Genomic DNA, 22,066 nt, shown 5'->3' with positions numbered 1-22,066 from the left:
CACATAATTTTACAAAAACTAGATTATAAGACTAGCAAATATCCATTTTTTTACTTGTTTTTAGTAAGGAAATCGAATGTAGAAAGATTTTTAGTTAGGCTAATGCTAAAAATTGCTCAATTCGCGCTTTTACTTCGGGCCATTCTTCTAATGTCATACTATACATTACCGTATGCCGAATTGAACCATCTTTACGGATCATATGATTACGTAGAATACCTTCTTTTGTAGCCCCTATCCGCTCAATTGCCCTTTGAGAGCGTATATTTTCATGGTCAGTTTTAATTTGAACACGGTGTAAGCCTAGTACATCAAAACAATAGCTAAGTAATAAATATTTGCAATTAGTATTTACAGCAGTTCGCCAAAATGCTGGTGTAAGCCATGTAGTGCCTATTTCCAGACGTTTGTGCTTATGATCTATGTCCATATAGCGAGTTGATCCTATAATTTGGCCTGAATGCTTATCCACAATGACAAATGGAAACTCTGTCTGTCTATCTTTGTTAGATAAGGCGTTTTCCACAAAGTTATGCACATCCATTTCACTTTCTATCGCTGTGGGCAAATATGGCCAAATCTCTGGATAACTTCCTGCTGCAAGTAACCCTTGGATATCTTCTTTTGCTAGAGGTTTTAATAAGACGACTTCATTTTCTAAAACGTTAAATTTCAATGACCTTCACTCCTTTTTTAATATTTAACTGCAATTTTGATATGATGGATATAACCAATTTTGAATATATCGACCATACCAAGGAGTTGATAGACGATGGAACTTTCCATTTCATTCACAGGACTTATTCCGAAATATGTACAGATTTATGAAAGCATTAAACAAGCTATTGTTTTACATAAACTTTTAGCACATGAACAATTACCTTCAAAACGTATGCTTGCAACAACATTAAATGTTAGTGTTCATACTATTAAAGAAGCCTATGAGCAATTGCTGGCAGAAGGTTATATTTACAGTAAAGAGCGCTCAGGTTACTATATAGCACCGTTGGAGTTTGAATGGCTTCAACAAGGTCAAACAATAAATACAGTTTCCTTGCAAACGCATCACAAAGTGAAATTTGATTTTAGTAATGGGCATGTGGATAAAGCGGCTTTCCCACTACAAACATTTCATAAGCTAATGAAAAAACACTTTACAATAGATGTTTTATCCATAAGTCCGTGGCAAGGAGAGACTGCATTAAGACAAGAGATTGCCCACTATGTTGGACGCTCACGAGGCGTTATTTGTGAACCATCGCAAGTATTTATCTACAGCGGCACTCAAAGTCAACTACAGGCTCTAGGGCATTACTTTGGGCCACAAACTAAAGTCGGTTTAGAAGAACCAGGTTTTAAACGAGTAAAGGCAACTCTACAACAATGTGGTTTATTAACTCACCCGATAATTGTGGATAACTCAGGCGTTACCGTACCTAAAAAAACTATTCACATGTTATACACAACACCCGCACATCAATTCCCACTCGGTATGGTAATGTCAATTGAACGCCGTGCATCACTGTTACAATGGGCAACCTCCAATAATACATTTATTATCGAGGATGATTATGATTCGGAATTTCGTTATAAGGGGCTTCCAATCCCTTCTCTCGCGAACATGGATCAGCTACAGCGAGTCATATATTTTGGTACATTTTCAAAAACACTGCTACCTTCTCTACGTATTAGCTATATGATTTTGCCCAAATCACTAGTGGCGGGATTTACCCGCTTCCATCAGGAACAAAAGTCAGTCGTTTCAAAGGTAGATCAGCTCGTGCTTGCTGATTTTCTTGGGCAAGGGCTATTCGATAAACATTTAGCAAAAATGCGCACTATCTATCGTAAAAAGCAACAGACTTTACTTGCAGCGATTCGTAGTCAATTCTCTGAGGAATTTGAAATTATCGGCGAAAATGCTGGTCTACATATTATTGTAAAATTACCTAAAAGATTATCCGAGCATATGGCTATCCAGCTTGCTTATGCGGTAGGTATCAATGTCTATCCTTGTTCTACTTCATATCAGCACCCAACTGAACATGGCATGATTATTATTGGATATGGTGGATTAACACTTGAACAAATTGAAGAGGGCATTACATTACTTGCTTCTGTATGGCAATAGATTATGTATGTACTTGAAACTTTTTAGATTCGTTTACGTATTGTAACTAAATGCACTCACAAGGGGACTAGATAATGGAGAATCAGGAGCAATTAAAAATATATTTACAAGAAATTGAAGCGTGGGAAAAAGACCAAAAAGGTCTATGGTTTTGGGAAAGATTAGGACGTATTCCATTTAAAATTTTAGATAAGATGACACCTACCTTTATTCAACAGAAACTAGCTTTACTTGTTGATGAGCTTGGAAGCTATGTTCAATCAGGTGGCAAATATTTAATCAATGAACAAACAATGATTCAAAAAATCCGTAACCATTCTTCGCATCAAAATATTTTTGCAATATCTGATATCGGTAACATTCCTTTAGAAGAGATGATTGCTCTAAGTGATAAGCTTCAAAAAGAACGCGTGAAATTGGCAACAGTTCAAGGTGCCTCTACTGGTTTTGGCGGCATTTTCACATTGGCAATTGATATCCCTTTTATTTTAGGAATGGCTTTAAAAACATTACAGGAAATTGCAATTATTCACGGCTTTGACCCGAATGATAAAATGGAACGTATTTTCATCGTGAAGTGTCTACAGTTTACATCCGCTGATATTGTAGGTAAAGAAGCTATTTTAGAAGAAATTTCATCCATGCACGACAATCAACAAGTTTCCGAAACGATGATTTCACAACTTCAAGGGTGGCAGGAAGTATTCTTCACATATCGTGACCAAATGGGCTGGAAAAAGCTTTTCCAAATGGTTCCGATAGCAGGTATGATCTTCGGTGCCTACGCTAATAAAGGCATGATACAAGATGTAGCAGAAACAGGAATCATGCTTTACCGAAAAAGAAGAATATACGAAAAATTAAAATAGTGCCAGGCACTCACACAATTCATAAACAATTTATATTTAGCTGCTGGAAAGCACGCAACGTAAGCCGCAACAAACCGTGCGTATGCAAGGGTCGCGGCTTACAACACACCCACAAAGCTAAGTGCCAGGCACTCACACAATTTTAATTAATATTTTCCCTTGATGCTGACGGCTCTCCATCAATTCATGCGCCTTTTCCATGTCCTCTAAAGCAAACACTGCTGCTATCGGCACTTGGAAGCTTTCATCCTGCAATAGTGTAAAAATAGCTGGAGCTACTTGTTGTAATAATTCAGGCTTCAAAGCCCGAGTCGTTCCTAAGCTAAAGCCTTTTACATTACGGCAACTACTATGTAAATCAGCAGTTTTAATATTGCCCGCTTTACCGCTACTATTACCAAACTGTACAAGAGTACCGTATGGTGCTAAACAATTTAAACTTTCTTCTGTAATCGTTCCTGCAATCGAATCGAAGACAACATCGACACCAAGTCCATCTATATATTCATTGACTTTGGCACTAAAATTCTCATATGTTAACACATGATGGGCACCTAGCTCATATGCTATCGGTGCTTTTTCTAAATTGCTTACAGTACCTATAATTTTTTTTGCACCACGACTTTTCGCCATTTGAATAAGCATTGTCCCCACTCCGCCTGATGCAGCGTGAATTAAAACACTATCCTGCGAGCCAATTTGTGCGATGCGATCAATTAAAATGTAGGATAAAAATAAAACAGTCGGTACAGCTGCTACCTTTTCAATAGGTACACCATCCGGTATGCGAAAGACTAGCTGTTCATTGGCAACAACATATTGTGCATACGCACCGTTCTTAGGAAAAGCAATGACGTAATCTCCCTTTTTAAAAATACTGCTATCATCAAAAACTTCTTCAATAACACCAGCTACATCTAAACCAAGTATCATAGGAAAACTAGCCTTTGCTTTATTTCCTGTGCGGTTTTTAATATCAGCAAAATTTACACTCGTAAAGGATGTACGTATTAGCACTTCCCCCTTCGAAATCATAGGTTTTGGGCATTCCACAACTGTTAGTACAGCTGGTGACCCGAATTCATTTATTGTCACAGCCTTCATAATTTACCCCCTTCCTGTTATAGTAAAATTATAACTAACTTTATATAAAAAAGTTACATATTTACATTTTTCAGTTTAAGATAAGGGGGATTATGATGACAATCAAACCTAGTAAAGAAACTTACAACTGTATTGCATACAATTATTATGATATGAATAGTGATAAAATTTGCTTTATGTTTTCAGGTACAGGCTATAACTATGATAAACCATTAATGCATTACGCTACTTCACTCATGCTCGAATTAGGCTATGATGTTGTCCAAGTTTGTTATACATTTGAGCAACAGCAATTCAATCAGCCACCAGAAGCTATTTCAGAAATGGTTTATAATAGCGTCGATTCTATCGTTACATATTATTTACAATCTAATACTTACAATGAAGCTGTTTACATTGGAAAGTCGCTTGGAACATTGCCGATTTCCGACTATTATTTACAACAAGAGGCTCTTATCCCTTCTCGTTATATCCTGTTAACACCATTACTATCCCTTGAACATGTTGTACAGAACTTAGGAAATCAACATAGCTTCATCGCTATTGGGACAGCTGATCCTCATTTCTCCAATGAAAGGATGAGTCTGCTAACATCTCATCATCTTACTATCGTGCAAAATGCAAACCATTCACTCGAAATAGCGAACAATACGCTAGAATCGATTTCTACGTGTCACACTATCATATCAAAGCTCAAAATTTATCTTCAAAATTAAGCTGATTTAATTAAACTATTCTACCAGTTAACAACTCCTAGCGATACCTTCTAGAATCGCATACAAACACTAATAATAAAATCTCAGCACAGGTCCAACTCAAATTTATATGTAATTATAAAAAACCCCGTAAAATGTTAGCTTTTACATTAACATTCACGGGGATTTTTTAGTTATTCAGAAATTAATACACTAAGCCGAATAGCGCTTTGATATGTGTAAGATAGCGAATATTAGACGCTTCTTTCATAAGTGTTGCAGGAAGACCTTTCAGTTGTGTGTTGCTAGCACCGATAGTAGCAACTGCATCTTTACGGCCTAAGCTTGCAAGAGTACCAGAGTTAACTGCAGAGAATGTTTTCATCTCTTGGTTTTTGTATTGTGCGAATAAGTTGTAACCAGCGCATTCGCCCATTTGCCAAGCAACTTGTGCAGTTGGAGCGTAAAGTGGACGTCCACCATCGCCTGGTAATGCAACAGAAGCATCTCCGATTACAAATACATCTTCATGTGATGTAGATTGTAGGAATTCATTGATTGTTGCTTTGCCACGATCAGCAGCCAGACCTGATTCAGCTACCATTGGAAGTGCAGCGACACCGCCAGTCCAGATAAATGTATTTGCAACGATTGGCTCACGGTCTTTCAGTGAAATAACGTTACCTTCAACACCTGTTACTGGAGTACCTGTGATGAATTCAACACCACGTTTTGCTAAACTTTCAGTTGCACGTTCAATAAGTACATCTGGAAGTACTGGTAAAATTTTAGGACCAGCTTCTACAAGTTTAATTTTAAGATCTGCAAAGTTTACACCGTGTTTAGCAGCGATTTTCGGGAAGTTGTCCACGATTTCACCAACGAGCTCAACACCTGTTAAACCGCCACCACCGATAACGATTGTTGCATCTGCTTCGTCTTTAGATTGTGCATATGCTTTAATACGATCTTCAATGTGTCGGTTAATTTTGTTTGCATCGTTAACAGATTTAAGAACCATTGAATTTTCTTCTAATCCTGGGATACCGAAGAATCCAGTTTGGCTTCCTAAAGAAACAACTAAAGTATCATAAGATAAAGTGTAACCATTATCTAGGTCAACCTTTTTAGTATCTACATTGAATTTAGTTATTTTAGCGATTTGTAAATCAATATCTAAACCTTTAAAGATTTTTTTAAGCGGTAAAGCTACTGCACCTTCTGCAATAGTACCACCAGCTAAACGGTGAAGTTCAGTGATGATTTGGTGTGTTGGGAATTGGTTTACTACAGTGATTTTAGCTTCATCAGCTGATAAATACTTACGTGCTGTTAATGCAGTTAATACACCCGCGTAACCAGCACCTAAGATGACGATTTCTTTTGACATGATTAATTAATCCTCCGTCCTTACGAATTGAATATATCTCGGGTCTTATTTAGATTTACGTTCAGCGTTTACTTGTAAAAATGCATTTACAAAACGGAAAACATTTTGAACTTGTGGGTCTTTGATCATTTTTACAAGACCAAATAAACCAATTACTTCATTGCTTTCAGAAGCGCGATCTTTTGCTTCAATAGCAGTAGCAGCAAGTTGTTTAGCTGATCCTACTACTGGTGCAGCCATTTCTGTTACAGCACCAACAGTATCGCTTTTTAATACATCATCTGTTGCAACAGCTTGAGCAAACTCATATGATTTAGTTAATAACGTCATCATTTCAGTTAGCTTTGGTAATTGCTCAACTAAAGTTGTTAGAGATTCTTGCACCTCAGGCTTTAATAGTTGATCTAGTACATCTAGTTGCTCTTGACTCACAGTTAATTGTTCAGACTGTGCTTGGTTATTCGTTTCTGACATTTTGAACTCTCCTTTGCCGTCACTAATACTATTTTTTATATTGCCTCCATGTAAAAAAGACCATTAAGCGATCTTCTTAACAGTCCTTACAGCGGATATCCTTCACACCAGTCACAAGGGCTGGAAAGCGAGTCTCATGATTTGTTATTACAATATTTACTGTACTTTGCACAAAGCGCATCACAATTCCATCCTTATCTCTTATCTTGGTGATATTACAACATCCATTATAAGACTGTTTACGCATTATTTCAATCAACTACAGCACAATCTTTAAAAAATAGTTTATTTGTAAACCATTTTTAGTTATCCGCGCTCTTTATTTGTTTGTTTTGGAAAAAATATACTGCAACATAAAATTCTATAAAAACCAGTTCGCTATAAAATATGTTATTACCTACAAATATTTTCACTTTTCGACAGATAACCAAAAGAAGTCAATTATCTCTTTTGCCGCTAAAGGCACTGTTTGAAATAATCTTTTTCCTTCCCCATCTTTAAAATAACCAACTGTCATAAGTGCCATAAAATTATGGGCAAAAAATTCAGCATTGCCATTACGTATCGTTCCTTTTTCCATTTCTTTTTGCATCGACTGCTCTATCGTTTTATACATTTCATTTTCAGAAGCATGAACTTCTTTTAGTTGTGTATTGGATAAATTAATTGTAGCTTCCCGCATAAAGTTCTTCATATCGATATCTACAGTTGCCGATAAATGGACTTCAATTAGTTGTTGGAGACGGTCTTTAAATGGAATCGACTGTTCTAAAATTCGTTCAATATGGAACCTAATTCTATGCATCATTTCAACTAATGCCGATGTATATAAATCCCCTTTAGTTGGGTAATAGTAATAAATCGTAGCTTTCGTAACATTACAGGCTTTCGCAACATCATCCATGGATACGTTTTTGTATCCCTCTTTAATAAATAGCATCGTTGCTGTTTCTAAGACAATATCTTTTGTAGGTTTGGCCTTGTCATCATGGCGGGGTCTTCCTAGAACACGCGGTGATTGTTTCAACAAGATCGCCTCCTTATAATGTGTTCTTTTAAACATATTATAACATATCGAAACTTCTTTATTGATTAATTAACCTTCTAGTATATATAATTAATATTAATTACACGAAACGGAGGTTTTCTCATGAAAAAACACCCTCTTGAGCAATGGGGCTCAATGGTAGCAAGTAAAAAAGGAAGATTTATAGCTCTCGGGTGCTGGGTTTTACTTGTTGTTGTCCTCTCGTTTGCTTGGCCACAAATTAACAGTATTGAAAGTGAATCAGGTAAAAATTTACCAGATACTGAGATGTCTGAGCAAGCGGCAGCAATTATTGCTGAAGAATTCCCTAACGATGCAGGGACACCACTATTACTCGTTTGGCATAGAGAAAGCGGCCTAACAAATGATGATTTTGCGGCTATCCAAAAGGTTTACGCAGAGCTTAAAGCGAATCCTTTAGGGCATCAAACACTAATTCCGCCTTATGATGAAATGCCACCACAGGCCTTTGCTGCATCTACATCTGACAATGGCTCCACTATTGTCACACCTGTGTTTTTTGAAAAAGGCGTTGCAACAGACATGTTACAAGAGAGTCTCGATTCCTTAACGAAAACTATGGACTCAAACAATGTGCAATTAGATAAAGACCTAACAAGTGATGCTCTCCATGTTCGCTATTCTGGTCCAGTTGGAATTGCAACCGACGCTGTTAGCTTATTTTCACAAGCTGATGTGAAATTAATGATAGCGACAGTGCTTCTTGTATTAGTATTATTAATTTTAATTTATCGCTCTCCATTACTTGCCATTATCCCACTAATTGTTGTAGGGCTCGCTTATGGTGTAATTAGCCCAACACTAGGTTTCTTCGCAGAGCAAGGATGGATTGATAAAGATTCACAAGCTGTCTCCATTATGACAGTATTACTATTTGGTGCAGGTACAGATTACTGCTTATTTTTAATTTCAAAATACCGTGAAATTTTATTTGAAGTTGAGGATAAAGCTACAGCGATGAAGCTTGCTGTTAAAGAATCTGGTGGCGCTATTATGATGAGTGCCCTAACGGTTGTTATTGGTTTAGCTACCCTTAGTCTTGCCCATTATGGATCATTCCAACGCTTTGCAGTTCCATTTAGCTTTGGCGTGTTAATCATGGGAATTGCAGCACTAATAGTATTGCCAGCTATTCTCGTTGTTATTGGTCGTGTAGCCTTTTACCCATTCACTCCTCGCACAGAGGAAATGGCAAAGAAAAAAGGCAAAAAACAACATAAATCTTCACATAAAGTTAGTCATAAAATTGGTCGCTTCGTAACCCATAAGCCATGGATTGTTATTGCTATTACACTCCTACTTCTTGGTGGTTTAGCATCATTTGTACCACGCATTCAATATACATTTGATTTATTATCTTCATTCCCAGAAGATATGCCATCACGTGAAGGCTTCACTTTAATAGAAGAAAATTTTTCACCTGGTGAGCTAGCACCTGTTCAGTTAGTTATCGATACGCAAGGCGCCGATGTTAATTTACAAGATCAACTTGCAAATATTTCATATATTGATAGCGTGTCTGATGTGCAAATTGGTTCGAAAAATGATTCTATTCAATTATATGAATTATCATTGAATGCAAATCCTTATGCAAAAGAGTCTTTAGAACATATTCCAGAGTTGAAGGCTGAGGTTGTTCAGTTGCTTGAAGACACTGGTATTAAAGACGCCGATACGCACGTTTGGATTGGTGGAGAAACAGCAAGCCAATATGATACAAAACAAGTAACTGAGCGCGATGAATCTGTCATCATGCCAACAATGATTGCTTTAATAGCTTTATTATTATTTGTTTATTTACGTTCTGTAACAGCAACTATTTATTTGCTCGCTACAGTTATTATTTCTTATTTTGGTGCACTTGGCGCAGGCTGGCTTATTTTGCACTATGTCATGGGGGCAGAGGCGATTGCAGGCTCTATCCCGCTATATGCCTTTGTATTTTTAGTTGCACTTGGTGAGGATTATAATATCTTCATGATTTCAGAGATTTGGAAGAAACGAAAAACGAAAGATCATTTAACAGCAGTAGAAGAAGGCGTTGTGCATACAGGTAGTGTTATTACATCGGCAGGGCTTATTTTAGCTGGTACGTTCGCAGTGCTTGCTACACTGCCTATCCAAGTACTTGTACAGTTTGGTGTAGTGACGGCAATTGGTATATTACTTGATACGTTTATCGTTCGACCGTTGCTTGTACCAGCCATTACAACCGTGCTAGGAAAATATGCATTCTGGCCAGGATCATTATTTAAAAAAGGTAATTAAATTATTTAGTAAGTTACTAGCAAAGAGCAATAAAAAATGCCACCGATACTTCGGTGGCATCAGAATATCGACAAAGGGTATTAAGAAGTTAACTTAATACCCTTTGTCTTTTTTTATCCGTATGCATAACATCCATGTTCAAAAAGCTAAAACGTAAGCCTAAACAACCCACACGTTAGCGTGGGTTGTAGCTTATACTGCGCTAGCAGAAATCAACTGCAGTCGTATGATTTTATAAGTTTAGTTGTCTACAGCTAAAAATCCCACCGATACATATCGGTGGGATTCTCTTTTATATTATTTTGCTGGTTTTTTTAAGTCCATTGTTGCAGCTGCACTTTCAACTTTTACACGTTTTAAGAAGAACGCAAGTATTAATGCGAGAACTGTAACGAATGCCGCGATTAAGAACGAATGTGTAATACCATCTAATAGAGCAGTTTGCATAATTTGATCTTGCATTTGTTGCATTTGCTCTGCTGTAGGTGCAGCACCTGATTGCGCTGCTTGTGCCTTCGCATCTGCAATTAAGTCTGCAGCTGTTGATTTTGTACGGTTATTCATAAATGTAACTAATACAGCACTACCAATAGCTCCTGCTACTTGTTGTAATGTATTATTAATCGCTGTACCATGTGGATTCATCATTTGTGGTAATTGATTTAAACCATTTGTCATAATAGGCATCATAACCATCGACATACCGAACATACGAATTGTATACATCGATACGATGAATGTGTAGCTAGAATCAAGTGCTAATTTTGTTAATCCAAATGTTGCGATTGTTGTAATCGTTAAACCAATGATAGCCAAAATACGTGGTCCGAACTTATCGAAAAGTTTACCTGTAATAGGTGACATAATCCCCATTACAAGTGCCCCAGGAAGCATCATTAATCCAGCTTCAAATGGTTCAATACCGCGAATTGATTGCACATACGCAGGTGTTAAAATCATCCCAGAGAACATCGCCATTGAAATAATTACTGAGATAGCAGAACCTAATGCAAACATCGGATATTTGTAAATACGTAACTCTAGTAAAGGCTGATCCATACGTAATTGTTTAAAGATGAAGATAATTAAGGAAATAAACCCGATTGAAATTGTACCGTAAACCCAAGGACTAGACCATCCTTTGTCACCTGCAGTACTGAAACCGTATAAAATACCACCAAATGCTACTGTTGATAATAATACAGAAGGAATATCTAAGTGCACTTCACGTGTTTCCATAACGTTATCTAATTTCCAAATACCAAATAGCAGACTAATAATCGCAAATGGTATAATCATTTGGAACAGCATACGCCAATCATGATGTTCTACGATATAACCCGATAATGTTGGGCCAATCGCTGGGGCAGCAATCATAACTAAACCGAAAATCCCCATTGCCGCTCCACGTTTTTCTTTCGGGAAGCTAGTCAGCATTACGTTCATTAATAATGGTGACATACTAGCAGCCCCTGCCGCTTGCACCATACGTCCTGCAAGTAACATACCAAAGTTTGGAGCAAAGCCAGCCATAATTGTACCTATTGTAAAAATAGACATGGCAGTAATAAATAAATGTCTATTTTTAAAGCGTGTCACAAAGAATGCTGAAGCAGGTACTAAAATACCACTTACAAGCATATAACCAGTTGCAAGCCATTGTACCTTTGCATACGTAATACCAAAATCTTTCATGATTGTTGGCAACGCAACATTTAACAATGTGTTGTTAAGAAAAGCAACAAAAGCACCCACGAACAAAATAGCAATCATGCCATAAGGGGGCTTTTTCATTGTTAAGTCATTATTCATTTATATCCCTCTATTCTTTCTTGTTGTTTTGCGATAAAACTTATTTTATACTCGCAGTCTACTTTTTTCAAGAATTAAGATTAAAAAATTTTAAAACGTTGATATATAAGCGTTTACATTGTAGAATACGAGTATAATAATTTAAAAAGGTGAGGTCATGAACAAAAAAAAACGACAAATTATCACTTCAGCTCGGGAGCTTTTTATAGAAAAAGGATTTTTAGATACATCCATTAACGATATTATTAGTGCAGCCAAAGTTTCAAAAGGGACATTTTACAATCATTTCATTTCCAAAAATGACTGCTTAATTGCCATATTAGATGAGGGGCGTGAAGAAGCTAGCAATCGCCGACATGAGCTTCTTTATGGAAAAGACCCTACTGATTTAGAAATATTAACACAGCAGGTCGCTGTATTGATGCATGTTAACCGTGAGCACAACCTAGTACAAATTTTCGAATCAATTTTCCATTCACGAGACAGTGAACTTAAGAAAATCCTTTTGAATTATCACTTACAAGAATTGGAATGGCTTGCAAATCGACTTGTACAGGTTTTTGGGGAAGAAATTAGACCGATGAGCTATGAATGTGCTGTACAAACACTTGGGATGGTTAACCTTTCCTTACGTGCAGTTTTAATAGCTGACTATAAATATATAAACCGCGAAGCAATTGTACGGGTAGCATTACGCAATATAAGCCTAATTATACCTGCCATGCTTGAATCGAAAGAAGTCCTTATTACCGCCGAAATGTTTAACGCTATACAAAATGTAATAAATTATCAACAAATAAGTAAAGATGTTGTGATTGAGCAATTGCTAGGCTTTACGAAGGGGTTAACAGAAGAAGAAACGATGGAAGGTTTTGAATTCGCAACATTCCTTCTCGAAGAATTTCAAAAGGAGAAACCAAAACTTTTTATTATTGAATCTCTTCTTACACCTTTCAGAAAAGCCTTTGTCGGAACCGAACATGCCGCTGAAGCGCGCGATATTGCCAATAATCTATGGCGCTATGTGAAAATGGGTCAGCCATCAGAGCATTGTAAAAAATAAATAGCTATATAAGAACCCCGATTAGTATGAGACTAATCGGGGTTTTATATTAAGTATTTTCGTATTGATTCTACAAGCCGAAATAAACGAGTTGCTATAGAGCTACGACAACCTTTTTTGTACTCCAAAACAAATTGATAATTCAAACAGACATTAATTTTTTTGCAATTTAGCAATCTGTTGGCTTTGTCCCCCGATACCATCCGCATTAGCTAAACCTATTCTGTGATTGACCCCATTCCATTCGTTTTCAATCTTTACCTGCTGTATACTGATGTTACATAAAAACTACTTAGGAGGCATTTGAGTGCTACAGCGAATTATTATCACAGGCTATAAACCACACGAACTGGGTATTTTTAATGAAAAACATCCTGGTATCCCCATTATTAAAAAAGCTTTAGAAAGCCGTTTAAGAGCCTTAATAGATGAAGGTCTGGAATGGGTCATTATTAGTGGTCAGCAGGGCGTTGAAACATGGGGTGCGGAAGTTGTAATAGCGTTAAAAGAAGAATTTCCTAACTTAAAATATGCAATAATCACTCCATTTCTAGAACAAGAAAAGAACTGGCAAGAACTAAAACAAGAAAAATATCAGTCGCTCGTTGCACAAGCAGACTTCGTAACAAGTGTGACAAAAAAACCGTACGAAGCTCCTTGGCAATTTACTGAAAAAGATAAATTTATTATTCAAAACACAGACGGCTTGCTACTAGTTTATGATGAAGAAAATGAGGGCTCCCCAAAGTATATGAAGCGTTTAGCCGAAAAATATATGGAAAATCACGACTATACTATTCTCACAATCAACTCCTACGATCTGCAAGTAATCGCAGAGGAAATACAACAGCAACAGCAGGATTGGTAGATAAACGAATATTTCCTCCTATAGTTGGGTATAGTAAAGCCTTTCATACAGATAAATATTGATATAATTTTCTGACAATTTTATAATAGAAGGAATAGTACTTGTAACTTGAAAGGAGCTGTTAACATTTGAATAGAAAAATCGAAATGATTCTTGAGCCTACTCCTATTAATGTCTCACACGATACGTATCGTCGTGAATGTCAGTATACGAGAGGGATCCATATTGAGGAACAAGAATTTAAAGCCATTTTAAATGCAATGTGTCACGATTCACGCTTATATTTTGATTTCCATAATCCACGAAAAGAGATTAAAAAGGGAACTTATTTAAATGGACACTCCGGATTAGCACGCAATATTTATGACTACTATAAAACGCAGTACGATATTGAGTTGACGGACATTATAAATGGTAAAGATTTTTACGTAAAAATTATTTAAGTGCCAGTCACTCAAACAATTCTGAATTTTTTTCGGCAAAACATGTTTCTAAAAACAAAAAACTACACCTCCCCTTGTCCAACAAGCGGGGTGTAGTTATTAGAACCATTAATTCAATTAATGGTGATATGACTTATTTCCACAAGCCGTCTTTCACCATTTTTTCTTTATTACGGAAAGCAACTAATACAGAAATAATGTTAATTACTAACATAATAACAATAATGTATAACACAGGAGTGTAGCTTCCTGTAAAGTCAAAAATATAGCCATACGCTGGTAGTGCGATAATACCCGCTACTGCCAAGCCGATCGAAACTGTTGAATAGATTTGACTGTAATCTTTATTACCAAACAATGCAGCAGTAATTGCAGGAGCTAGCGTTCCGATACAAGCTGATACGAAACCAAATAGGCCAACAGCCACAACAATTGCAATTGTACTTTGGACAAAGAATAACAGTAACAACATCGAAACTAATCCGATTAACATTGCGATAATTGTTGTACTTTTAGCACCAATTTTATCAATTAAATAACCAAATAGAATAGAACCTAAAAGTACGCCCACCATTAAAGCAGACATAATATTACCAGCAAATTTCACACTAAATCCTTGATTCACAAGGTATGTTGGAATGTGAATTGAAAAACTCGCAACAGACGTAATAATAAAGAAGAACAAAAGTAATAATGAAAATGATAATGATTTTTTCGCATCAGCAAATGAAATACCAGAATTGCTTGTATCTTTTTCTACTTTTTTCTCATTATTGTTAGTGTCTTCAGCACCATAAGGTAATAAACCTTTTTCTTGAGGTGATTTTCTTAAGAAGAAAATAATTGTCGGAACAATAATTACGATAGCTGCAACACCTACCATAATATAAGCACTTCTCCACCCTTGGTTTGCAATTAAGTTACCAATTATAGGAGATGAGAAAGCTCCAATTAAACCGCCTGAAGCAGTAATAATACCTAAAGCTAATCCACTGCGTTGTTTAAACCATTGATTGATTAATACTGGACCTGCTAAAACTGTGATTAAGACACCACCAACAGCTAGAGGAATCGCAAGGATATACCAGCCCCAAACAGAGCTCATCATACCGAATAGAGCGAAAGAACCTGCTTGTAAAATAATTGCAACAACAAGTAAAATACGAGTATCATATTTAGCCATTAACTTCCCGCCGATTGGTAGGAATATCATTGTCACAATGGATGAAATACTTAGATATAACGTTAAATTCCCTAAACCTACACCAATGTCTTCCGATACTGATGGTAAGAATAGTCCAGCTGAACTGTTTAATCCAGATTTAGCTAAACCTACTGTAATACATAGACCTATTAAAACTAGCCATGCAAAGTGAAACTTTTTCTTATTAGCACTCATTTCCCTATTTCTCCTTTTATTTAAAAGACTTTATTTTACATAAAACAACAAATTTCGCCTTTTGGATGTAATTTGTCATTTTTGTAGTGATACGATAGATTTTTTGTTGTATATTTACATTACTTAACTTGTACCATTAGACTAAGCTATATGCACAACGTTTAAGTAAGATCTACTTTATAAAAAGAATTTACGGCTTCCTTTAAATTAATCAAATGAAGTGGAATCCTTGCGCACTGAATATCTCAAAATGCTCCTACACTCTTTTTATTTAGATCTGCGGTAGCTTACTTTTGACATTTCTGCAAGCAATTTCGCAGTTGATTATTCCACCTATAAAACCGCGCTACATTAGACTTTGTCTTGCTTTCTTCCCACACAAACACCTCCAATAAATGTGAAACTTTTGTGACCTGTAATTTATTTTAACATTAAACTGTTTAATATTAAATTAATTAATTTCACAGAATATTTATTTATTCTTTGGAAATCACTTGACAAATTCTTTTCTTGAATTTTCCGTATTTATTTTCCACACTTCTTTTACTATTTTTAACTAGGTAGTTCTAACTAACATCAGAAAAATTCGAAAATAAGTCTTTACTACTTCCTACTAAAATTAATATAATCAATCTTAATCATTAGTTTAACGGGAAATCTTTTCCTTTATTAGTGATTAATAACTATTTTGAAATAATAATTTAACTAGGAGGTATTCAGTGTAATATGATTGAGCAATTAAAATTAATAGACTTGAAAAATAAAAACAAACTTATGCTATTCACTTATTTAGCTTCCACTATTTTAGGTCTAATCGGTTCATTATCTTTAAAGCCTGATTTTTGGATCATCTTTTTCTATAGCGCGCAAATTATATTTTATCCATTGATATACATAATCACTAATCGTTATAAGAAAGAAATCGCCTTCCCATATTTAATAGTTATCGTTATGAATGTATTTAATATATGTCTAGTAATGATACATGGCGGTCAATTATCCACAGCACTATCAATATTTTTCTTTGCAGTGTTTGCTGCTGTTCAATTTAATAATAAAATTTTCGGTGTTGGATATATTTTAGGTTTAATAACACTTATTTTAGTTTATCTTTTCCCTTCACCTGAATTTGAGTACTATACTGGACAAATAAGTTCATTTATTATCATTTATCTCTTTACTGGGTTCTTATTAACGATATTAATTCGTATGAATCAAAACCAATTTAAAAAACTACAAGAGTATAGTGAAATCGCAGAAGCAGATGCGAAAACAAAAGAAGAGCATAAAATTCATTTGGAACGTGAAATTGGTGTGATAGCTGACAGTATTAGCAAAATTAACGATAAAGTACAATTAAATTTAAGATCACAAGAAGAAATTCAAATAGCTATGAATGAAGTTTCAACAGGTAGCATGATACAAAGTGAACAAATTTCTAAAATAGCAGACAGTGCACAAAATAACTTAACAGCAATCCATTCTATGAATGAAATCACTGCCCTTTTAATAGATGACTCTGTTCAATCAAGCTCACTAGCAGATGAAGGCCAGAATAAAATTCATCATCTTACATCTGAAATGAATAGTCTTCAAAATGTTATTTCGAACTTAAGTGACAACTTCAAAACATTAACTGAGAAAATTGAAGAAACGAATCAGTTTGCCAATGATATTCAACAAATAACGGAACAAACGAATTTATTAGCCTTAAACGCTTCTATCGAGGCAGCTCGTGCTGGGGATGCTGGAAAAGGTTTCTCAGTTGTAGCTCAAGAAATAAGAAATTTAGCTGATTTAACGAATAATATTACTGTTAAAATCACTGAGAATTTAACTGATGTCAATACAACGAATAAATTAGCACAAGTAAATATGAACAAAAGTAGTGATACATTACATCAAAGTGTAGAGTCTACAAAGTTAGTAAATACAAACTTTATTCAGTTAAGCGAAATTTTACATTCATTAAAAACTAAATTTAATGAATTTGAGCATTTATCAAACGAAGTAGCAGTTAACAGCCAAAATGTCGACACGTCGACAAATGACTTTGCTGCGATTATTGAAGAAGCAACTGCAACATTACAACAAATGAATGCATCGATTGAAAACATCACAGCTGACAATCATAGCATCGCAAAATACATTAGTGATACAGCTATAAGCACTGAAAATATAAAAAATACTTATTAAAGTTTTAAAAAAAGAGAGTACGAGAACGTATAAACGTTCCGTACTCTCTTTTCGTCCTTAGCGGGTTTCAAGTGCCAGTCACTCACACAATTTTATGTATGTCGTAACGCAAGTAACGTAAGGCGCTTATATCGTGACTACAGAAAGCACAAGACGCTATTGAAGGCTTCATACTCTTTTAGAAGAAGGGCCTTTAGAAATCGCTTAAACCCTTTCCTCCCTCCCCTGAAATCCAATTTTACGCAAAAAAAGTATGCTAAGAATCAACTTAGCATACCTCTATTTTAAAAAGCCTATAAATCAGCTACTTGTGCACTAACTGCTTTATTATTATACACTTCTGTATCTAACTCTTTTGTTACTCGCGCAGTAGTAACACCTGCTGTCATTGAACCACTTACATTTAGTGCAGTACGACCCATATCGATTAATGGTTCAACTGAAATTAAAATACCAGCCAGCGCAACTGGTAAGTGAAGCGCTGATAACACAAGAATCGCTGCAAATGTCGCACCCCCACCAACACCTGCTACACCGAACGAGCTAATTGCTACTACTGCAATAACCGTAATAATGAAAACAGGATCTAGTGGATTAATGCCTACAGTCGGTGCAATCATTATAGCTAACATTGCTGGATAAACACCCGCACAACCATTTTGACCAATTGATAAACCAAATGAACCTGCGAAGTTTGCTATACCTTCTGGTACACCAAGTCTACCTGTTTGCGTTTTAATATTCATCGGTAAAGTACCCGCACTTGAACGTGAAGTGAAAGCAAATAATAATGTTTCAAGCGATTTTTTTAAATACGTAAACGGATTTAAACCACTTAATGAAAGAATTAGTAAATGCACAAGGAACATAATAATTAATGCAACATAAGAAGCAATAACAAATTTACCTAAGTTATAAATCGCTCCAAAATCAGATGTTGCGACTGTACGTGCCATAATTGCTAAAATACCATATGGTGTTAAGCGTAAAACAATAGTTACAACACCCATTATTAACGCATGTAAAGCATCAATACCTTTTTTAATCGTAGCTGCCATCTCTCCATCTTTACGTGCAACACGTAAATAGGCAAATCCTAAAAATGCTGCAAATATTACGACTGCAATTGTAGATGTTGAACGCGCACCAGTTAAATCAAGGAATGGATTCGCAGGGAATAATTCAATAATTTGTGTTGGTAAATCTGGTGCAGCCATACCTGTAGTTTTTTCTTCTAGGTATGCTCCACGCTCTGTTTCCGCATCACCTTGCATAATTTGTGTAGCATCTAAATCAAATATTGTTGCTGAAAGAATTCCGACCGCTGCAGATACAGCTGTTGTACCAATTAAAATTGCTAAAATTAATGCAGCCATTTTCCCGAAATTTTTGCCGATTGTCATTTTTGTAAAGGCAATCAAAATCGAAATAAACACTAATGGCATTGCCACCATTTGTAGCAGTTTTACATAACCAGTACCAATGATGTTGTACCATGGCGTTGTTTCGGCTAAAACTTCCGAATCAATACCATAAAATAATTGAAGTCCTAGACCAAGTGCAATCCCTAAACCTAGACCAGCAAAAACACGATTTGAAAATTTCACGTGTTTTTTGTTCATAATAACTAAAATCCCAACGAACACAAGTAACAGCGCCACGTTAAGAATAACCTGTAAAGTTGACAATAGAAGGCCTCCTAAGATGATTTATAATAATGTAAACCGAATTATATACCTATAATCCCTATTATTCAAGTATGTTTTATTAAGATTAATATTTTCATGAATGTAAGCGGTTTATTTTTTTTGATTAAACGGCTAAAAAGGAATACAATCAAACTAGTTTAAAAGTGAACTTGTATTTGGAAAAGGAGAATGTTCATGGGAAAATTACAAGATAAAGTGGCGATTATTACAGGTAGTGGAGCAGGAATCGGAAAAGAAATAGCACGTAAATATGCACAAGAAGGGGCAAAGGTTGTCATTGCAGACTTCAATGAGGACGCATTAAATACAACCGTTACTGAATTTAATGATGCCGGTTATGAGACATTTGGTGTCAAAGTAAATGTCGCTATAGAAGAGGATATCCAAAAAATGATTGCTAATACCGTAGCTCATTTTGGTCGTATAGATATTTTAGTCAATAACGCCGGAGTTGGTGACAATATGCAAGCAGCAGCAAATGTCGAAGATGCAATTTGGCAACGTGTCATGGACATTAATGTGAACGGTGTAATGCGTGCAATTCGTCAAGTGTTACCAATCTTTATTGAAAATGGTGGCGGAACGATTGTGAATATGGCTTCTATCGCTGGATTAACTGGCGGTCGTGGAGGTCTAGCATATACAACTGCTAAACATGCAATTGTAGGGATGACAAAAAATATCGCATCTCACTATGGACCTCAAAACGTCCGTTGTAACGCAATTGCACCCGCACATGTAGAAACAGGATTCGCAGCGACAATGACTAATGTAGACCCATTTGGTATGCAACAATCTGTGCGTGGCGTTCAACTTATGCCTAAAGCAGGTCAGGTTTCGGACATTGCAAATATCGCCCTATTTTTAGCTTCTGAGGAATCTGCTCTTATAAACGGTGTAGCTTTAGCTGCTGATGCTGGTTGGAGCGCTTATTAAAAATTCTTTTAACATAGTAAAGCATAATAAAAACTTACTACATTACTCTGTAAGATTAAAAACAAGTAATTGTATATGGCGTTTGATCAAATCATAACTTGTTTATTTGTTAAACATATTATAAAAATGTACATTGCTAAATAAAATTTTAGTATTGTGCATTTTTATTTTGTTAATTTTCAATCCAGAATTATTGAAAATCCCATCAATGTATAATTAAAACAAAATACACCAAAACAGATGAAAGTTCTATTAGAAGGAAGGAGTTATTAAGTGTATTGGTATGAATATTGTCCGAAAATGTTAAAAGTAAGTATCGGATTAGAGACAGCAAGTAATTTGGCCCTTTATATAGAGGAAGACGCATTCCTTATTAAAGAAATGCGCCCGATTGTTGAAAATCTATAAGTCACTAATAGTTTAAGAATATTATTATATTCTTTCCCATATTCTTTCTACGTTTTTTAGCACTTTACCATCAAAAGTTAATTTATATATATCTGGCATGTCGAGATTTTGCCAAAAGGAGAAATCATACTGTCTATCAAAGAAATTCATGATTAAAACCATTATATTTCCATGTGTTCCTATAACAACGTTTTCACCCTTGTATTTCTCTAACAAATTAAAAGTGGTTTCTATACCCCTTTTTTGGGCGACAATGTTAGACTCTCCACCCTCCCATGAAAAATTGAAATCCTCCCATACTTTTGCTATTGCAACAGTAAAATCGCTGGCCGAGACTGTGGTTAAGGTACGTTCTTTAAAACCATCTATAATTTCAACTTCTGCATGTATGTATTCTGCTATACCTTTGACAGTTTGAATAGCTCGTTTATACGGACTTGAAACAACAATACCGATTTCCTTTGTTTTTAATAACTTTGTAGCAAGTGTTGCTTCTGCAAAACCTCTTTCTGATAAAGGTCTATTTAATTCATCAAGTGTATATGTAGAGTGTGCGTGCCTAACAAAATATAAATTAGTCAATTTATCAACTCCTGACAACTTGTTATATTAACCTGCGCCGTTAGTTTAAGTAGATTTCTTCACAACCTCTCCTGGATTTCAACATAATTAACCAGATATATCTTATTGAGCGTTAAACAATTATATTGCCCTTTAATGAAAATGAGCGCTAATTCTTATTACAGAATCTCGCCCGATTGTTGAAGACCGTTATTGAACTTAAGCCTCTGTTAGTTCAATAAAACAGAAGCTGCCTGCTTATAAAAGCCACGCCTCTTAAGTAGATTTATTTAGTTTAGATATACCTTCAATGATTAAATAAATGAAACTTCTCAATTCATCGGTCCATATATATTAATTAAACTACCTGTATGAGCATCTATAACAACTGTGGGTTCAATACCATTATATTCTATTCTTACTTCCCATTGTTTTCTGTTTGTTAATTCGTTCAACAATCCATTTTTCGGATATAAAAATACGTTGATATTATCCATTTGAATCTCTTTTAAATCTAAATAAGAAATTGTATTTCTCCACTCCTTGGGTGGATTTTGTAAAATTTCTTCTGCCTTGATGATCGCTTCTCCTGAACTCATAATCGGTGACTTGTATATGTATAAAAAAATCATTATGGTTATAACAACTAATCCTAATAATAGCCTCTTCAA

At 35.5% G+C, this 22,066-nt stretch carries 20 protein-coding genes; 10 read left to right on the top strand and 10 right to left on the bottom strand.

Annotated features, from left to right (window positions below):
* Positions 1–94: 94 nt before the first annotated feature.
* A complete protein-coding gene (locus tag ACIQ1H_RS14080) occupies positions 95–676 on the bottom strand; it encodes a GNAT family N-acetyltransferase (RefSeq protein WP_402889582.1) in 582 nt (193 codons plus the stop codon).
* Positions 677–772: 96 nt separating this feature from the next.
* On the opposite strand from ACIQ1H_RS14080, the gene pdxR reads away from it, so the two are divergent.
* Entirely contained in the window at positions 773–2,131 is a 1,359-nt protein-coding gene (gene pdxR, locus ACIQ1H_RS14075) for a MocR-like pyridoxine biosynthesis transcription factor PdxR (RefSeq protein WP_402889581.1), read from the top strand.
* 74 nt (positions 2,132–2,205) lie between these two features.
* Positions 2,206–3,000, top strand: coding sequence for an EcsC family protein (locus ACIQ1H_RS14070; protein WP_402889579.1), 795 nt, complete (start codon positions 2,206–2,208; stop codon positions 2,998–3,000).
* Between the two features lie 132 nt (positions 3,001–3,132).
* On the opposite strand, the gene ACIQ1H_RS14065 is transcribed toward ACIQ1H_RS14070, so the two are convergent.
* Entirely contained in the window at positions 3,133–4,104 is a 972-nt protein-coding gene (locus tag ACIQ1H_RS14065) for a quinone oxidoreductase family protein (protein WP_402889578.1), read from the bottom strand.
* A 95-nt stretch (positions 4,105–4,199) separates the two neighbouring features.
* Here ACIQ1H_RS14065 and ACIQ1H_RS14060 point away from each other — a divergent pair, with 95 nt between their 5' ends.
* A complete protein-coding gene (locus ACIQ1H_RS14060; RefSeq protein ID WP_402889576.1) occupies positions 4,200–4,820 on the top strand; it encodes a hypothetical protein in 621 nt (206 codons plus the stop codon).
* A 184-nt stretch (positions 4,821–5,004) separates the two neighbouring features.
* Here ACIQ1H_RS14060 and ACIQ1H_RS14055 read toward each other — a convergent pair whose 3' ends face one another.
* From ACIQ1H_RS14055 to ACIQ1H_RS14045, 3 genes are all read right to left on the bottom strand, one after another.
* Positions 5,005–6,189, bottom strand: coding sequence for an NAD(P)/FAD-dependent oxidoreductase (locus ACIQ1H_RS14055; RefSeq protein WP_173478808.1), 1,185 nt, complete (start codon positions 6,187–6,189; stop codon positions 5,005–5,007).
* Positions 6,190–6,234: 45 nt separating this feature from the next.
* Positions 6,235–6,663 (bottom strand): helical membrane plugin domain-containing protein, encoded by a 429-nt coding sequence (locus ACIQ1H_RS14050; protein ID WP_173478809.1) that lies wholly within the window; start codon positions 6,661–6,663, stop codon positions 6,235–6,237.
* 409 nt (positions 6,664–7,072) lie between these two features.
* Entirely contained in the window at positions 7,073–7,690 is a 618-nt protein-coding gene (locus ACIQ1H_RS14045; protein ID WP_402889573.1) for a TetR/AcrR family transcriptional regulator, read from the bottom strand.
* Positions 7,691–7,813: 123 nt separating this feature from the next.
* Here ACIQ1H_RS14045 and ACIQ1H_RS14040 point away from each other — a divergent pair, with 123 nt between their 5' ends.
* Positions 7,814–10,000: an MMPL family transporter gene (locus ACIQ1H_RS14040; protein ID WP_402889571.1), complete on the top strand. Its 2,187-nt coding sequence runs from the start codon at positions 7,814–7,816 to the stop codon at positions 9,998–10,000.
* Between the two features lie 297 nt (positions 10,001–10,297).
* Here ACIQ1H_RS14040 and ACIQ1H_RS14035 read toward each other — a convergent pair whose 3' ends face one another.
* Positions 10,298–11,812 (bottom strand): MDR family MFS transporter, encoded by a 1,515-nt coding sequence (locus ACIQ1H_RS14035; RefSeq protein WP_402889569.1) that lies wholly within the window; start codon positions 11,810–11,812, stop codon positions 10,298–10,300.
* A gap of 157 nt (positions 11,813–11,969) precedes the next feature.
* Between ACIQ1H_RS14035 and ACIQ1H_RS14030 the strand changes: the two genes are divergently transcribed.
* The 3 genes from ACIQ1H_RS14030 to ACIQ1H_RS14020 all read left to right on the top strand — a co-directional run bounded on the left by ACIQ1H_RS14030 (position 11,970) and on the right by ACIQ1H_RS14020 (position 14,186).
* Complete coding sequence (locus tag ACIQ1H_RS14030) at positions 11,970–12,875, top strand: TetR/AcrR family transcriptional regulator (RefSeq protein WP_402889567.1); 906 nt, start codon at positions 11,970–11,972, stop codon at positions 12,873–12,875.
* A 307-nt stretch (positions 12,876–13,182) separates the two neighbouring features.
* A complete protein-coding gene (locus tag ACIQ1H_RS14025; RefSeq protein ID WP_402889565.1) occupies positions 13,183–13,743 on the top strand; it encodes an SLOG family protein in 561 nt (186 codons plus the stop codon).
* Positions 13,744–13,871: 128 nt separating this feature from the next.
* Positions 13,872–14,186 carry a hypothetical protein gene (locus tag ACIQ1H_RS14020; RefSeq protein WP_173478815.1) on the top strand — a complete coding sequence of 105 codons (315 nt, stop codon included), beginning with the start codon at positions 13,872–13,874 and terminating at the stop codon, positions 14,184–14,186.
* A gap of 133 nt (positions 14,187–14,319) precedes the next feature.
* On the opposite strand, the gene ACIQ1H_RS14015 is transcribed toward ACIQ1H_RS14020, so the two are convergent.
* Entirely contained in the window at positions 14,320–15,585 is a 1,266-nt protein-coding gene (locus ACIQ1H_RS14015; protein WP_402889563.1) for an MFS transporter, read from the bottom strand.
* Positions 15,586–16,311: 726 nt separating this feature from the next.
* Here ACIQ1H_RS14015 and ACIQ1H_RS14010 point away from each other — a divergent pair.
* Positions 16,312–17,781, top strand: a complete 1,470-nt coding sequence (locus ACIQ1H_RS14010) for a methyl-accepting chemotaxis protein (RefSeq protein ID WP_402889561.1) — start codon at positions 16,312–16,314, stop codon at positions 17,779–17,781.
* Positions 17,782–18,074: 293 nt separating this feature from the next.
* Here the strand turns inward: ACIQ1H_RS14010 and ACIQ1H_RS14005 are convergent, their stop codons facing one another.
* Positions 18,075–19,469, bottom strand: coding sequence for an L-cystine transporter (locus tag ACIQ1H_RS14005; RefSeq protein WP_173478818.1), 1,395 nt, complete (start codon positions 19,467–19,469; stop codon positions 18,075–18,077).
* Positions 19,470–19,664: 195 nt separating this feature from the next.
* Between ACIQ1H_RS14005 and ACIQ1H_RS14000 the strand changes: the two genes are divergently transcribed.
* A complete protein-coding gene (locus ACIQ1H_RS14000) occupies positions 19,665–20,426 on the top strand; it encodes a glucose 1-dehydrogenase (protein WP_402889560.1) in 762 nt (253 codons plus the stop codon).
* Between the two features lie 273 nt (positions 20,427–20,699).
* Positions 20,700–20,834, top strand: coding sequence for a hypothetical protein (locus tag ACIQ1H_RS13995; RefSeq protein WP_402889559.1), 135 nt, complete (start codon positions 20,700–20,702; stop codon positions 20,832–20,834).
* A 24-nt stretch (positions 20,835–20,858) separates the two neighbouring features.
* On the opposite strand, the gene ACIQ1H_RS13990 is transcribed toward ACIQ1H_RS13995, so the two are convergent.
* Together ACIQ1H_RS13990 and ACIQ1H_RS13985 are read right to left on the bottom strand one after the other, a co-directional pair.
* Positions 20,859–21,416, bottom strand: a complete 558-nt coding sequence (locus ACIQ1H_RS13990; protein WP_402889558.1) for a histidine phosphatase family protein — start codon at positions 21,414–21,416, stop codon at positions 20,859–20,861.
* A gap of 311 nt (positions 21,417–21,727) precedes the next feature.
* The gene (locus tag ACIQ1H_RS13985; protein WP_402889557.1) at positions 21,728–22,066 is read right to left on the bottom strand and encodes a hypothetical protein; all 339 of its coding nucleotides are present in this window, start codon (positions 22,064–22,066) and stop codon (positions 21,728–21,730) included.

Source organism: Lysinibacillus sp. NPDC097279, from assembly GCF_044761745.1.
GTDB lineage: Bacteria > Bacillota > Bacilli > Bacillales_A > Planococcaceae > Lysinibacillus.
The sequence above is the reverse complement of the archived record's forward strand: the minus strand, read 5'-3'. Positions and strand labels throughout refer to the sequence as shown.

Excerpts from the sequence above, each read along its gene's own strand:
- pdxR (WP_402889581.1), top strand. The coding sequence starts at position 773 with ATGGAACTTTCCATTTCATTCACAGGACTTATTCCGAAATATGTACAG.
- ACIQ1H_RS14070 (WP_402889579.1), top strand. The coding sequence starts at position 2,206 with ATGGAGAATCAGGAGCAATTAAAAATATATTTACAAGAAATTGAAGCG.
- ACIQ1H_RS14065 (WP_402889578.1), bottom strand. The coding sequence starts at position 4,104 with ATGAAGGCTGTGACAATAAATGAATTCGGGTCACCAGCTGTACTAACA.
- ACIQ1H_RS14060 (WP_402889576.1), top strand. The coding sequence starts at position 4,200 with ATGACAATCAAACCTAGTAAAGAAACTTACAACTGTATTGCATACAAT.
- ACIQ1H_RS14055 (WP_173478808.1), bottom strand. The coding sequence starts at position 6,189 with ATGTCAAAAGAAATCGTCATCTTAGGTGCTGGTTACGCGGGTGTATTA.
- ACIQ1H_RS14050 (WP_173478809.1), bottom strand. The coding sequence starts at position 6,663 with ATGTCAGAAACGAATAACCAAGCACAGTCTGAACAATTAACTGTGAGT.
- ACIQ1H_RS14040 (WP_402889571.1), top strand. The coding sequence starts at position 7,814 with ATGAAAAAACACCCTCTTGAGCAATGGGGCTCAATGGTAGCAAGTAAA.
- ACIQ1H_RS14035 (WP_402889569.1), bottom strand. The coding sequence starts at position 11,812 with ATGAATAATGACTTAACAATGAAAAAGCCCCCTTATGGCATGATTGCT.
- ACIQ1H_RS14030 (WP_402889567.1), top strand. The coding sequence starts at position 11,970 with ATGAACAAAAAAAAACGACAAATTATCACTTCAGCTCGGGAGCTTTTT.
- ACIQ1H_RS14015 (WP_402889563.1), bottom strand. The coding sequence starts at position 15,585 with ATGAGTGCTAATAAGAAAAAGTTTCACTTTGCATGGCTAGTTTTAATA.
- ACIQ1H_RS14010 (WP_402889561.1), top strand. The coding sequence starts at position 16,312 with ATGATTGAGCAATTAAAATTAATAGACTTGAAAAATAAAAACAAACTT.
- ACIQ1H_RS14000 (WP_402889560.1), top strand. The coding sequence starts at position 19,665 with ATGGGAAAATTACAAGATAAAGTGGCGATTATTACAGGTAGTGGAGCA.